This is a genomic window from Burkholderia sp. GW821-FHT14F03 (assembly GCF_058803765.1).
In genome coordinates, this window is the sequence record NZ_JBXAPG010000018.1 from 1 (window position 1) to 14,731 (window position 14,731).

General features: G+C 71.0%; 6 protein-coding genes. All 6 read right to left on the reverse strand.

Annotated elements, in window-relative coordinates; translation table 11 throughout:
- Positions 1–600: ABC transporter permease (locus tag AC1RQF_RS14130; protein ID WP_492872288.1), on the reverse strand; the 600-nt coding region annotated here is incomplete at its 3' end.
- Positions 600–1,307, reverse strand: coding sequence for an ABC transporter ATP-binding protein (locus tag AC1RQF_RS14135; protein ID WP_273997196.1), 708 nt, complete (start codon positions 1,305–1,307; stop codon positions 600–602). The genes AC1RQF_RS14130 and AC1RQF_RS14135, both read right to left, overlap by 1 nt.
- Entirely contained in the window at positions 1,307–2,680 is a 1,374-nt protein-coding gene (locus AC1RQF_RS14140; protein WP_492872289.1) for a flavin-containing monooxygenase, read from the reverse strand. Before AC1RQF_RS14140 ends, AC1RQF_RS14135 begins: the two co-directional genes overlap by 1 nt.
- A 35-nt stretch (positions 2,681–2,715) precedes the next feature.
- The gene (locus AC1RQF_RS14145; RefSeq protein ID WP_273997195.1) at positions 2,716–6,663 is read right to left on the reverse strand and encodes a cytochrome P450; all 3,948 of its coding nucleotides are present in this window, start codon (positions 6,661–6,663) and stop codon (positions 2,716–2,718) included.
- Complete coding sequence (locus AC1RQF_RS14150; protein WP_492872290.1) at positions 6,660–12,905, reverse strand: SDR family oxidoreductase; 6,246 nt, start codon at positions 12,903–12,905, stop codon at positions 6,660–6,662. Before AC1RQF_RS14150 ends, AC1RQF_RS14145 begins: the two co-directional genes overlap by 4 nt.
- A 93-nt stretch (positions 12,906–12,998) precedes the next feature.
- Positions 12,999–14,516: an acyltransferase domain-containing protein gene (locus AC1RQF_RS14155; RefSeq protein ID WP_492872291.1), complete on the reverse strand. Its 1,518-nt coding sequence runs from the start codon at positions 14,514–14,516 to the stop codon at positions 12,999–13,001.
- Between the last annotated feature and the right edge of the window lie 215 nt (positions 14,517–14,731).

Below are 14,731 nucleotides of genomic sequence, written 5' to 3' on the forward strand. Positions count from 1 at the left end.
GGCCGCGCTCGCGCTCGCCGCGCTCGCCGCGCTCGCCGCCGGCTGCGCGGCCGCGTCGCCGCAGTCCGGCACGTGCAGCGGGCCGCACATGCGCAGCACGCGCGCCACGCCCCGTCCGACCACCGCCGCGTCGGGCGCGGTGCCGGCCAGCGCGTACGGCTTCGGCGCGAGCGGGAAGCCGTACTCGTTCCAGGTCTGCATGCGGCTCTGGTCGGCGGCCACCGCGCCCTGGGCGAGCACCGTGCGCGAGACGCCCGCCGCGAAATTGCCGGCGATTCCGCCGAATTGCAGCGTCGGCGTGAGCACCTCGATCATCGGGCTCAGCACCCGATCGTCGCGCAGGCGCGCGATCAGCCGCGCATAGTCCTGGATCCCATAGGCAACCGAATTGCCGCTGCCGTACTGGAAATAGCCGTGCCGCTGGATTTGCAGGTGACCGCTGCGCCGCACGAAATCGGTTTGCAGCCCGAGCGTGATGTCCTTGCTGAAGCCGCCGAACAGCAGGATCGCGCACACCCCGACGATCATCGCGAGCAGCGTCGTGATCGAGCGCCGCCGGTTCCGCTGCAGGTTGCGCAGCGCCAACATGAAGGTATGCATCAGCGTTGCGCCTCCTCGGTCATGCGACGCTCGCCGATGATCCGGCCGTCGCGGATCTGCACGATGGCGTCGGCCGCGTCGAGCACCTGCGGATCGTGCGACGACACGATGAACGACACGCCGCTGTCGCGCTGCATGCGACGCATCAGCGCGATGATGGCCTGGCCGGTCACGCTGTCGAGGTTCGCGGTCGGTTCGTCGGCGAGCACGAGCGCGGGGCCGGCCGCGAGCGCGCGCGCAATCGCGACGCGCTGCCGCTGTCCGCCCGACAGCTGGCTCGGCCGGTGCGCGCCCTTGCCGCCCAGGCCTACCGCGTCGAGCAGTTCGGACACGCGCCGGGCGCGTTCGCGCGCGGGCCGCCGCGCCATCAGCAGCGGATATTCGACGTTCTCGTAGGCCGACAGCACCGGCAGCAGATTGAACGATTGGAAAATATGGCCGACGCGGCGTGCGCGGAAATCCGACAGCGCGTTGTCCGACAGCTCGGCCGTATCCTGGCCGTCCACCGTCACGCGGCCGCGATCGGGCCGGTCGATGCAGCCGATCAGATTGAGCAGCGTGGTCTTGCCGCTGCCGGACGGCCCGCTCAGCACCGTGAAGCGGTTCGTGTCGAGCCGCACCGACACGTCCGCGAGCCCGACGACCTCCACGCTGTCCATCAGGTAGGTCTTGCTGACATGTTCGACGGAGACGATCGCCGCGCTCATCACGCCTCCCGCGCCCGCGCGCCCTGCGCGGCCGCCGGACGCGCGACGTCGGCCGCGCGCCGCGCGGGCAGCGCGCGGATCAGCCGCTTGAGCGCGCGCCGGTACGTGAAATGCTCGAGTTCGATCACATGCCGCTGCGTGTCGCTGAACTGGATCCCGCCGGTCGAGTCGGCGCGGCCGCGCGCGACCAGCCGGTCGATGCGGCGCGCACGCGCTGGCGCGGCCTCGCGCGCGGCCAGATAGCGCGCGACGAGCTGGGCCTGATAGTCCATCAGCGGCCAGTTGCCGGTCGAGGTCTGGAACAGGCCGATGAAGAACAGGTTCGGATGCGCGGCGTCGAAGATGTTCAGGTACAAGTGCGGCTGCATCTTGTCCCACGTCAGGTACGACGCGTCGAGGAACGGAAAGCTCAGTTGGAAGCCGGTCGCGTAGACGATCACGTCGACCTGCGCCTCGCTGCCGTCGGCGAACGCCACGCGGTCGCCCTTCAGCTCGCGGACATCGGGCTTCGCGACCAGGTCGCCATGTCCTAGGTGGTAGAACAGCGTCGAGTTGATGATGAAGTGCGATTCGAACAGCTTGTGGTCCGGCTTCGGCAGGCCGTATTCCTCGGGCTGGCCGGCCGTCGTCAGGCGCAGCAGCCGCTCGCCGAAGAAGCGCCGCGCCCACAGCGGCATGCGCAGCTTGAGCGGCCACTCGGCCCAGCGGTCGGCCGGGATGCCGAACAGGAACTTCGGCCAGTAGAAATAGCCGCGCCGCGTGCTGTGGTACACCGCCTTCGCGTGGTGCACGGCCTCGACCGCGATGTCGCAGCCCGAATTGCCCGCGCCGACCACCAGCACCCGCCGGTCCTTGAACACCTCGGGGGTCTTGTATTGCGCCGAATGCAGTTGCAGGCCGTCGAACCGGCCCGGAAAATCCGGCACCTGCGGCTTGCACAGATGGCCGTTGCAGACGACCACGCCGCGGTATTCGCGCACCTCGCGGCGATCGAGTTCGACGCGCCACAGCACGCCGTCCGCGGCCGGCGCGATCTCCAGCACCGTGCGATTGAATTCCACGTGCTCGTACACGCCGAAGCGCCGTGCGTAATCGCGCAGGTAGGCGAGCGCCTGATCGCCGCGCGCATAGGTCGGGTAGTCGGCCGGCATCGGATAGTCGGTGTACTCGGAGAACGCGCGCGAGCTGATCATGTGCACCGAGCGGTAGATCGCGCTGCACGGCTTGCCGTAGTACCAGGTGCCGCCGATCTCGTCCTCGCGTTCGATCAGGTCGAACTCGATCCCCTGCTCGCGCAGGTTCTTGGCCGTCGTGATGCCGGCGGCCCCGGCGCCGATGATGCAGTAACGCTTGCTGTAGTCGCGGTTCGTCATGGTTGCCCTGGGTTCCTTGATGCGGCGCGCGGCGCTCAGGCGCGCAACGGCGCGGCCAGCTCGCCGTCCGCGCACGCCGTCGCGGCGTCGACGCGGCTGTCGTCCAGCCGCAGCAGCATGTAGCCGCGCGCGTCGAGCACCGCGAAGCGGCCCGTCGTGTACTCGACCACCGTGTCGGCCGACGCGGCGGGCAGCGGCGCGAGCTTCAGCGCGCCGATCCGCCAGCACGACGGCGGCTCCACGGCGAGCGCCTGCCAATCCGCCAGCAGCGCGCGCAGGATCTGTTCGAGATGGTTCACCGGCAGGCGCAGCGCCGGCGTCACCGGGCCGTTCCACAGCGCGCCCGGCTCGGCGGCCGGCACGCGGCCGAGCCGCGCGATGCCCGCCGCCGCGTCGCCCGGCGCGTGCCACTCGCCGGGCGGCAGCAGTTCGCCGTTCCACGCCGCGAGCGGCGGGTCCGCCGCGCGCAGCGGCGCGGGCGGACCGGCGAGCGGCCGCGCGAGCACCGCGCCGACCTGTTCCGGCTGCAGCCGGTAGACGAGCGTCGCGCTCAGCAGCTCAGCCTGCGTATCCGCATCGCCGCACCGCACGTCGACGCGCCACACGTCGCCGATCAGGTAGCCCACCGCCGCGCTGCGCAGCGTGACGGACTGCCCCAGCCCCGCCGCGATCGGCAGCGCGTCGAGATGCAGCACGACGTCGGCCAGCTCGCCGAGGAAACGGGCCTCGCCCGTCGGCGGCATCACCCAGTCGGCCAGCGCGCACGCGTGTTCGAGCAGCAGCGACGCGGGCAGCGCGACGCGGCCGCCGAGCCGGAACGCGTTCGCATAGGGCACGACGGCCGGATCGAGCGTGTAGCGGGTTTCGAAGCGCTTCGACGGCCGGAACCGCAGCGGCTCGCCCGCGTGGTGATGACGCGCGACCAGCTCGGCGAGATTCGGCAGCTCGCGGATGACCGGGAAGCCCTTGATCTGGAGCGGCGTCGGCGCGCGGCCGACCGCGCCCATGAACATCACCTCGCCGCTGTCCGGCGCAGCCAGCTCGCGCAGCCAGTGGCGCACGCCTTCGTCGACGCTCATCGGCGTGATGTAGCGCTGCGTGACCGCGAAGTTCGTGATCATTCCGACGCCCTCCCAGGTCGGCCAGACCAGCGTCTTCACGCTGCATGCGGGCGGCAGCGCGCGATGGCGCGCCCACATCCCGAGACGCGCGAGCGCCTCGTTCGCCGCCGCGTAGTCGGTTTCGCCCGTCATGCCGCCCCAGCGGCCCGTCAGCGATCCGACGTTGCAGAACTGCGTGATGCGCGGCCGCTGGCGCACCGCCTCGCACAGGTTCGCGAAGCCGAGCACCTTGGTGCGCACGATCTGCACGAAGTCGTCCGCCCGCTTCTGCGCGAGCCGCACCGGCTGATCGACGCCCGCGTTGTGGATCACCATGCGCAGCGCCTCGCCGAATTCGTCGAACAGCGCGCGCACCGCGCCGCGATCGGTGACGTCGCAGACCCGGTAGCGCAGCGGCAGGTCGCGCGCGGCCGCGTCGTCGAGCGCCGCCTTCAGCTCGCGGCGACGCTTCAGGCCCAACAGGCGATCGCGGATCACCTTCGGCGGCTGCTCGGGCGTCGCCTGCCGCAATTGATCGTGGCTGTAGCGGCGGAACGCGTCGTCGTCGAGCGCGAGCCACGCCTCGCTGCCGTCGGCCAGCGGCTCGCGGCCCGTGACGACCACCGTGCAGCCTGTCTGGGAGGCCAGCGCCCGCGCGCACAGCAAACCGATGCCGCGCGCGCCGCCCGAGAACAGCACGACGTCGCCCGGCCCCAGCGCGGGCCCGGTATCGACCGCGAGCGGCGGCAGCTCATGACGCCGCGCCTGCAGCGTGTAGCGCCGGCCCTGCTGATAGCCGATCTCGTACAGCCCCCAGCGATACAGCTCGCGCGCGATCAGCTGGTCGGCCCGGCGGATCTCGTCGGCGGACACATCGAGCACCCGCACGTTGCAGTTCGGCAGCTCCTGCGGCAGCGTTTTCGCGAGGCCGGCCCACAAGCCGCCGAGCGGCTGCGCGCCGCCGTCGCCGTAGCCCATCAGGCCGTCGATCCAGGTGACGGCGAGATAGAACAAGCGCTCGGTGTCCTCCTCGGCCGCCCAGTCCGCGTAGCAGGCCTGCAGCAGCGCGACGCTGCGCCGCATCGGCGCTTCCCAGGCGTCGGCCGCGTCGAGCGCGAACGGCGCCTCGACGCCCAGGTCGACGATCCCGTCGAACGGCCCGGCCGCGTGGACCAGCACCTTGGCGGCGGCGGCCGGATCAACGCCGTGCTCGGGCGCGAACACCGTGACCTTCGCGCAGGTGCGCGCGAGCGCCGCCGCGACCCGCTCGACCGTGCTGGCGCGCCCGTTGACGATCGCGATCCGCCGCCCGCTCAGGCGCGGCGACGGGCTTTCGGGGGGCAGCTCGACGGGCGCCGGCTGCCAGGTGTAGCGCCACGCCGGCACGGTCGCGGGGCGCGGCGCGGACGGCGGCGCCGGCAGCGGCGGCGCGGCGGCCGGATCGGCGGGCCGGGCACGGTCCGCCGGCGACCCGGCGTCGGGCCGCGCGGCGCGCGCGAGCGCCTGCTCGCGCGCCTGTTCGAGATGGCTGCGCCGCCGCTCGCGCGGCTTCACGATGAGCCGGATGCCGTGCACGGGCCGCAGCGAAATCATCGCGCCCAGCTCGATCGGATGGCCGGGCAGCGCATTGAGATCGAAATGCTGCGCGACCACCGCGACCAGCACCCGCATCTGCAGCAGCGCGGTCTGGAACCCGATGCATTTGCGCATGCCGCCGCCGAACGGGAAGTACACGTACTTGTGGCGGGTCGTCGCGCCGCTCGCGAAATTGTCCGGATCGAACGCGTCGGGATTGCGCCAGAAGGCCGGATGCCGATGCGTGACGTACGGCGACATGAACACCGACGAGCCCGCCGGGATGTGATAGCCGCCGATCTCGTCGTCGTCGACGAGGTCGCGCGTGAAGCCCCAGATCGGCGGATAGACGCGCAGCACCTCGTCGACCACCTGCGACAGGTACGGCAGCTGCTCGAAGTCCTGCGCACCGGGCGCGCGGCCGCCGAGCCGCGCATCCAGCTCGTCGCGCAGATTGCGCAGCACGGCCGGATGCTGCGCGAGCGCGTACAGCGCCCAGGCGAGACCGGTGCCCGTCGTCTCGTGGCCGGCGAGGAACACCGTCATCACCTCGTCGTGCACCTCCTGCTGCGTGAACGGCACGTCGGTGTCCGGGTCGCGCGCGTTGAGCAGCAGCGAGATCACGTCGCTCGCCTCGCAGCGCGCCTCGCGATGATCGGCGATGATGCGCGCGACGATCGAATCGATGCCGCGCCGCGCGAGCGCGATGCGGCGATTGAACCGCGTCGGCGCCCAACGCGGAATGAAGTCGTTCAGGTTGCCCTGCGGCATCATCGCCTGGATGCCGAAGCGCACCGCCGGCCCCACCTGCTCCGCGTGCGTCGAGATGTCGGTGTTGAACACCATGAGGCCGAGCATGCGCAGGCTCAGGTGCATCATGTCCTCGACCACGTCGACCGATTCGCCGGGCGGCAGCGCGCTCCAGCGGTTCGCGAGCGCGAGCGCCGCATCGCCGACCGCCGCCGCGTGCGCCTCCACCTGCTTCTTGTGGAACAACGGCTGCACCGCGCGCCGGTGGCGGCGCCAGAACTCGCCGTCGGTCGTCAGCAGGCCGTCGCCGAAGAACAGCTTGAAGTTGTCGTAGAAGCGGCCGCGCACGTAGTTGCGGTGATTGTCCTGCAGCACGTGCTGCACGTGCTCGGGATGCGCGAGCGCATGCGTGAGGAACGGCCCGAGCCGGTTGCGCACGACATCGCCGTACTGCTGCTGCAGCCGCAGCAGCATCGTGATCGGGTTGTGCTTGTACTCGGCCAGATTGCCCATCAACAGGCTGCCGCGCGGACCGGGGGCGAGGCGCGGCCGGCTCATGCGACGACCCGCTCGGCCGCCGCCGCCACCACCGCCTCGACTTCGGCGCGGGTCGCGTAGATGCCCGTCACGCGGTGCACGTAGCCGATCACGACGCCCGTCACGTCCTGCATCTGCATCAGCATCCGGCCGTCGGGACGCGCCGCCACGAAGCGATTGCCGCCGTGGCCGCCCTCCAGCGCGAACTCGCGCGGCGTCGCCGACAGGTCGATGCGCGCGTAGCGGTGCGCCAGCTCGATGTCGTTGCCGTCCTCGTACAGATCGATGCGGCCGATCGACACCGGCGCGGCGAGCGGAATGTAGTCGCCGCCGACCGGGTTCAGCACCGCGACGCGCGCGAGCCCGTCGAGCAGGATGCTCGGGATCGCGAAGCGCGAGAACACCGGATCGTCGGGCGCCACGTTCAGCTGGTAGCGCGCGGTCTTGCCCGCCGCGCCGACGCCCGTGTCAGTGGTCGACACGAACGGCCCGCTGAGCCGCACGGGCGCCGCAGCGAAGTGATAGGGATCGGGCACCGGCTGCCACGCGTCGTCGGCCTGCGCGGGCCACAGCGGCGCACGCGCATGGTGCGGCGCGAGCAGCGCGTCGATCTCGAAGTGCAGCTTGTCGCGCACGAGCACCTGGCCGGTCGGCGCGAGCACGTCGCCCGTGATCCGCACCGCCACCACGAGCGCATCGCCGTCGCGGCCCGCGAGCCGCGCGTGAATCCGCTTCGCGCTCGGCCGCGTGGTGTCGTAGACGCGCAGGAAGTGCCGGAACGACGCGTTGCGGAAGCCCACCACGTGCAATCCCGGCGCGAGCCGCAGCGCGGCCTCGGCGGCCAGCTCCGGCACGAAGGTGCCGGGCAGCGTCGCGAAGCGGTTGACGACATGGTGCTGCAGATAGGCGTCGGTCCGCAGGTCGAAGATCCGTTCGAAGGTCACGCTGTCGTCGCTGCGCGCCACTTCGCGGCCCAGGTAGAAATCGTGCCGGCCCGGCTGCGCGTGGGCGGGCGCGTTCGGCTCGAAGAACGCGGGCAGATGCGCGTCGATCGCGCGCCGCTCGGCCGCGCCGAGGTGCACCGAATTCGGCGCACGCCCGGCGAGGTTGATCTCGCGCAGGAAGTGATGGATGCCCTCCGCTGTCCGCATGCTCGTGAACAGGCCGCTTTTCTCGAGGAACGCGCGCGTGACCGGATTCGCGCCCAGGCCGACCGAGCGCCACAGGGTCCAGCCGATCGTGAATTCATCCTGGCCGAGCCGCGCATGCCGGTCGCTCGCCTGCGTGTTCAGGAAATCGTTGCCGGCCGCGTAGTCGGTTTCGCCCGCCTGCCCGGTCAGCCCGATGAACGAGCCGAAATTGCACCAGGCGCGCGGCGGCGCATCGGCGAACGCGTCGCGCAGGTTCCAGTAGCCGCGGATCTTGATGTCGCGGACCGCGACGAAATCGTCGAACGACTTGACCTGCACCGAGGCGGAGCGGTTGAGCCCCGCCGCGTTGACGACGAGATCCACCGGCTGCCCGCCCGCGACGATCCGCTGCACGGCCGCGCGCACGCTGTCCGCGTCGAGCACGTCGGCGCGCAGGTAGCGCACCTTGTGCGGCCCGCAGTAGGACTTCATCACGTCGAGATTGCGACGCGCGGCGCGGGCCTCCACCTGGCGCTCGAACGCCTTGATGATGACGGGCAGCGGCAGCGACGGATGGCGCGCCTTCTGTTCGCGGATGTAGTCGGGACGACGGCGCGCGAACGCCTCGTCGCTGCCCGCGAACACGTCGGGCCCGTAGGCGTCGAGCGCGCTGCTGCCGATCAGGTACAGCGTGGGCCGAAAGTGCTGGGCGACCGCCTTCATCAGTTCGGCCGTGATCCCGCGCGCCCCGCCGACCGCGACCACCACCGAATCGGGGCCGAGCCGGGCGAGGCCGTCGGCCGGCAGCGCGCCGGCCTCCTCGGTCACGCGCGGTGTCAGGCGGCGCGCGCCGTCGAGCACGACCACCGGCAGCAGCTGACGCGCGCCGCTCTCGTGCTCCGCCTGCGCGATCGCGCCGCGCGGATCGCCGCGATCGGTGAACACGGCCAGCGCGCGCGCATTCGGCAGCTCGATCGCGAGCGCCTTCACGAGCCCGGAGAACATCCCCGCATCGGGATGCAGCACGCCCTCGGTCGTCGCATCGAGCAGCAGCGCGAGACACGACCCTTCCGCGGCGACGTCGTCGTAGCACTGCTTGAGCGCGAGGAACGCGAGATCGTGCAAGGCGAGCCGCTCCGGCGCGGGCGGGGCCGCCCGGCCGGCCGGCAGTCGGCTCGCCCCCAGTGACGACAGCACGCGCACGTGGCGCGCGCCGGCGGGCAGCAGGCCCGCCAGGGCGCGCTCGTCGCGCGGCGCGACGACGTACAACCGCACGCCCGGCAGCGAGCCGGGACGCGTCGACAGCACAACCAGGTCCGCGGGCATCGGCAGGCCGTCGAGCAGCTCGGGGGCGTCGGTGACGACCACGCAGGCGGGCGGCAGGAAGGCGATCGGGCCCGCGCCCGCGTGCCACGGCGCATCGCACAGATCGATCCGATAGCGCGTCACGCCGAGCGGCTCGCCGTCGGCCGCGACCGCCGTCGCGCGCAGCGCGGCGGGCAGCGGGCTGCGCGCCGGTTCGACGCCGGCAGGCAGCGGCGGAGTCGGGGTGGGCTTGACGGTCGGCGGCGCGAAAGACGTCGACGCATCGGCACGCGCGGCCGACGCGAAGCCCGCGGCGGGCGGCGCGTGCCGGTCGAGCCGCACGCCGAACCGGGTCCGGTCGCCGTCGTTGCCGAACGACACCGACGCGGCCGGCTCCGTGCCGACCAGCGCGCGCAGGATCGCAAGCGCCGCCTCCGCGCCCGCATACGTGACGGTGCGCCCGTCGGCGTCGCGCAGCGCGGGCCGGGCACCGACCCCGGCGGACGTCTCGCTGTCGACCCACGCGAGCACCGGCAGCCCGGCTGCTTCTGCCCGCGCCCCGGTCGTCACGGCGAACAGCACGACGCCCTCGGCCAGCGGCCGATCGAATGCGGGCTGCACCTCCTCCGCCGAATTGCCGTTGATCCCGCCGACCAGCACCATGTCGAGTTCGCCGCTGCGCAGCACGCGCGCGGCCACCTCGAATGCGGCAAGCGTCGACGCATGGCCGGCGTCGACCGTCATGTTCATCCCGTGCAGGTCGTGATAGTTCGCGACGCGCGCCGGGATCACGTTCGGCATCATGCCGGGGAACGCGTTCTCGGTGGTGGGCGGCACGAGCGCGCGGGTCGCGTCGGCGAGCCGCCCGAGCAGCGCGTCGAGCCTCGGCTGCGCCGCCGTGCGCGGATCGGCGCGCAGTGCGGTCGCGATGTCGTCGAGATAGCAGCGGCTCGCATAGAGCGCCGCATTGCGGGTCGGGCCCATGTGGCCCATCACGATGCCGATCGTATCCGCATGGTCGCGCCAGAAAGCCGCGACCCGCTCGCGCAGCTCATGCGCCGCATCGAGCGCCATCAGCTGACAGCGGTCCAGCGCGCGCAGCACGGCGGGCGGCATCCGCACCCGGTCGAAACCGGGCAGCGGATAGCTGAGGCCGAAGCTCGCGCGCGGCGCGGGGCCCTCGCCCGCGAGCCAGCGCGTGACCGCCGCGTCGTCGTCGAGGCCCGGGAACTTGGCTGACCACGCGACGATCGCGAGCGGTTCGCGCCGCGCCGGCGCGGCGCGCACGGCCATCGGCAGGTCAGGCCGGTATTCGCTGACGATCAGGTGGCCGTTGGTGCCGCCGAAGCCGAAGCCCGACACGGCCGCGACGCGCGGGCTGTCCGCGCGCGGCGGCCAGTCGACGGGCGCGCGCGGAATCGTGAAGCCGCTCGTCTCCAGTTCGAACTCGCGCGGCGGCGCGCTGAAGCGGTGTTGCGGCGGAATCCGGCCGTGTTCGAGCGCGAGCAGCACCTGGATCAGCGACACCACGCCCGCCGCCCAGCCGGTATGGCCGACCAGCGACTTGTTCGACGTGACCTGCACCGGGCGATCGCGCCGGATCATCTCGCGCAGGCTCTGGAATTCGGCGAGATCGCCGGCGGGCGTGCCGGTCGCATGCGCGACGACCCAATCGGGCAGATCCCGACCGGCCTCGGCCGGCTCGTACGCGCGGCGGATCGCGATGCTCTGGCCGGCCGAATTCGGCGCGTAGATGGCCTTGCCCTTGCCGTCGGACGACGAACCGAAGCCCTTCAGCACGCCCAGCACGCGATCGCCGTCGGCGAGCGCGCGCTTGAGCCGCTTGAGGATCACGACGCCCGCGCCGTCGGCGAACAGCACGCCGTCGCAGGCGGCGTCGAGCGGCCGCACTTCGCCGCTGCGCGACAGACCGTGCAGCTTCGAGAACAGGATCGAGCCGCGCGGCGCGAGCGCGAACGCGCCGCCGCAGGCGACCACGTCGTGCTTGCCGAGCAACAGGCCCTTGATGCCGAGGTCCACCGAATACAGCGACGACGAACACGCGGTGTCGACCATCATGTATTCCGCATCGTCGGGCAGCACGCCGCGCATCGCGTTCGCGCCGACCCGGTGCGGGAAGAATTCGGCCAGCTCGCCGGCGCCGCGCGCGTAGCGCGTGCGCAGCACCGCGTCGATCCGCGCGGCGAGGTCCGCACGCTCGGCCGGCGTCGCATCCTCGTCGTCCAGCACCGCGCGCAGGCGCTCGCGCAAGCCTGCCAGCACCATGCCTTCTTCCAGATGCTGGCTGCCGTCCGCCGTATAGCCGACCACGAACGACGCGCGGTCGCCGACGCGGATCCGCACGCCCGCGAGCGCCTGGCGCAGCGCGTGGCGCAGCCACAGCGTGGTCAGTTCGCGCGGCGCGGCGCCCGCGTCGAGTTCCGCGCGCAGCGCCGCTTCCGGCGCGAAGCGCTCGATGAACACCGAACGGGATTGATAGCTCTTGTCCTCCGCCGCCGGATCGGGCGAATAGAACGACCGGTAGTCCCAACGATCGGGCGGCACGTTGCCGAACAGTTCGGGGCCGTCGAGCAGCGCCTGCCAGAAGGCTTGCGGATCGTTGGCGCCGGGCAGCGCGAGCCCCATGCCGACGACGGCGATCGCGTCGCCGTCGTCTGGGGTGTCGTGTGCGGCGGGCACGGCGACGCCCGGAGAGGGCGCGGCGGCATTCGCGGCGGGCGGCGGATTGCCCGCGATGACGGGCTCGGCCCGGGTTGCCCGGGTTGCCCGGGTTCCCTGGGTTGCCTGGGTTGCCTGGGTTGCCCGGGTTCCCTGGGTTCCCTGGGTTCCCTGGGTTCCCTGGGTTCCCTGGGTTCCCTGGGTTCCCTGGGTTCCCTGGGTTCCCTGGGCAGCCGAAGCAGCCGAAGCAGCCGAAGCAGCCGAAGCAGCCGAAGCAGCCGAAGCAGCCGAAGCAGCCGAAGCAGCCGAAGACCCATTCGCCCGGTGCACGTTCGCGCCGGACCCGGCCGCCGCCTTCGCCCATTCGCGCCGCGGCGACAAGCCCTCGCTGCACAGCGACAGCCCGCCATCGGCCACCACGACCTGCCCCGTGACCCAGCGCGCGGCGTCGGACGCGAGGAACAGCACGACGTCGGCGAGATCCTCGGCGGTCGCGAGCCGGCCAAGCGGCGTCGCGGCGATGCTCGACCGCTTCGTGTTGTCCGGATCCGGGAACTGCGCGGCAACATCGCCGTCGATCAGCGTCGACGACGCGCCGTTCACCCGGATGCCGAGTTCCGCATACTCGACCGCGAGATAGCGCGTCAGCGATTCGAGCGCCGCCTTCGCGGTGCCGACCACCAGGTAGTTCGCGGGCACGAGCGTCGACCCGACCGACGACACATTGACGATCGCCCCGCCGCCCGCGCGCGCCATCAGCCGCGCCGCGCGCCGCGCGCACCAGAACGCGCCCTTCAGGTTGGTGTCGAGCGCGCGGTCGAAGTGCTCGGCCGCGATGTCGTCCACGCCGAGCAGCGCGCCGGACGCCGCGTTGTTGACGAGAATGTCGAGCCGCCCATACTTCGCCTCGATTTCGTCGAACATCCGATCGACCTGCGCGGGCTGCGCCACCGACGCGCGCATCACGTCGACCGTCACGCCCAGCGCGCGCAGCTCTTCCACGGTTTGCCTGGACGCATCCAGCGAATGAAAGAAATTGACGATGACATCGGCTCCGGCTTCCGCGAAGCGCCGGCAGATCGCCTTGCCGACGTTCTTCGCGCCGCCCGTGACCAGAACCCGCTTCCCTTTCAAATAGGCGTTCGACATAAATCGCAGACCTTAGGATACCCAAACATTCGAACCTGACCGATAGACAAATTCGATCGTCTTCTCTACTCGCCGTGCTCTATCGGCACGTGCTCAACCCGCGACGAGCGCCGCCGTGCCCTGATGCTCGTAGACGAAATCGACGATCTGCCCCATCGCCTTGAAGTCGCCGGTGCGGAAATTGGCGGGCAGCGGCGGCAGCCCATAGCGGCCGCTGATCCGCTGGATGATCTCGGTCTGCTTGACGGAGTCGATCCCCAATTCCGCCTCCAGCTCGACGGTTTCGCTGAACACTTCGGTCGGGTACTCCATTGCTTCCGCGTAGATCGCGACCAGTTCGGCGAACAGCTGGTCGCGCGGCACGAGGCGGGTGGGCTCGGCCGCGACGGAGACGGGAACGGGAACGGGAGTGGGCGACATGACCGCCGCACGCACCGCGTCGGACGGCGCCAAGGCCACGCCGGCGCCGATGCCGGGCAGATGCGGCGCGGGCGCGGCCGTCAGGCTGCGCGCGGTGAAGAAACGCTGCAGCTCGTCCTTGATCTTGTCCACGATCCCCGGGCCGCTGTGGCGCCAGAATTCGTCGAACTCCAGATTCAGGTTGCTTGCGCGAATATCGTCGTTCATGGCCCTTTCCCCTTTAAAATATTCACAAACTCGCTCAACTGCGTCCAACTCTTCATGCACCCCCGTCGCACCCGCGAAGGTCCGGACCGCGCCCGGCCCCGCCACGCGCACGACGATCCTGCTCAGCGCGTTCAGCGCGCCGCATTCGACAAACACGCGCACGCCGGCCGTTTTCAGATGGGCCACGCCGTCCCGAAAATAAACCGGCATGACAAAATGCCCGGCCAGGGATTCGGCCAGATCATCGGAATCCGTATAGAAGCGATTGAGTATCGGAGAATATATGCGGTACTTGAATGGATTTTTTATATATACCCGCAGTCGTCTCCCGAATTCACCCCGCGCATTTTCAAGATGGGAATGGTGGAACGCATAGGGCGAATTGAGCCGCTGCGCGGAGACCCCCTCGGCCGTGCAATAGGCAATGAATGCCTGGACGGCGTCGCGCGGCCCCGAGACCACGGTCTGCGACACGTGATTCTCGACGGCGATCCGCACGCCCGCGTCGCCGCCCGGGAAGCGCGCGGCCAGATGCGCGCGCACCCGTTCCGGCGCCGCGGCGACCGCGGCCATCACGCCGTCGCGCGGCGCGGCCGCCTGCAGCGACGCGATCCGGTCGCAGACGATTTCGGCGCCTTGCTCGACCGTATAGGCGCCGCCGCACACGAGTGCGGCGATCTCGCCGAAGCTATGCCCCATCATCACGTCCGGCCGGACGCCGCGTGCGCACAGGGCCTCGAAGCGGGCCACGGACGCCGCGTAGATGGCCAGTTGCAGCAGGTCGGGCGCCTCCGCGAGAAAGCGCTCGACGCCGCACCGCTCGTCCCACAGCGCGTCGAGCAGCGGACGGCCGAGCCGCCGCGCCGCCACGGCGTCGATCGCCAGCAGCGCCTGCCGTGCGGATGGACAGACCTGCGCCACCGCACGGCTCGCCCCGGCATGGAACGCCCCCTGCCCCGGAAAAAGAAACGCAACTTGCATCATGAGATTGCCCTTGTCGCCATCACTCCGATGCCGATCTATCCAATACGCACCGCTGCGCCTCCCCACGTCTGCCCGCGCCTCCCCACGTCTGCCCGATTTCACCTCGCGCCGTTCCAGCGGCGGCCCGCTTTAATGTGGTAAATCGCGCGCATTTAATGTGGTAAATGTCATGCACAATTTAGCATAAGGACTCCGAACGCTATGTTCGGCAAATC

Excerpts from the sequence above, each read along its gene's own strand:
- AC1RQF_RS14135 (WP_273997196.1), bottom strand. The coding sequence starts at position 1,307 with ATGAGCGCGGCGATCGTCTCCGTCGAACATGTCAGCAAGACCTACCTG.
- AC1RQF_RS14140 (WP_492872289.1), bottom strand. The coding sequence starts at position 2,680 with ATGACGAACCGCGACTACAGCAAGCGTTACTGCATCATCGGCGCCGGG.
- AC1RQF_RS14145 (WP_273997195.1), bottom strand. The coding sequence starts at position 6,663 with ATGAGCCGGCCGCGCCTCGCCCCCGGTCCGCGCGGCAGCCTGTTGATG.
- AC1RQF_RS14150 (WP_492872290.1), bottom strand. The coding sequence starts at position 12,905 with ATGTCGAACGCCTATTTGAAAGGGAAGCGGGTTCTGGTCACGGGCGGC.
- AC1RQF_RS14155 (WP_492872291.1), bottom strand. The coding sequence starts at position 14,516 with ATGATGCAAGTTGCGTTTCTTTTTCCGGGGCAGGGGGCGTTCCATGCC.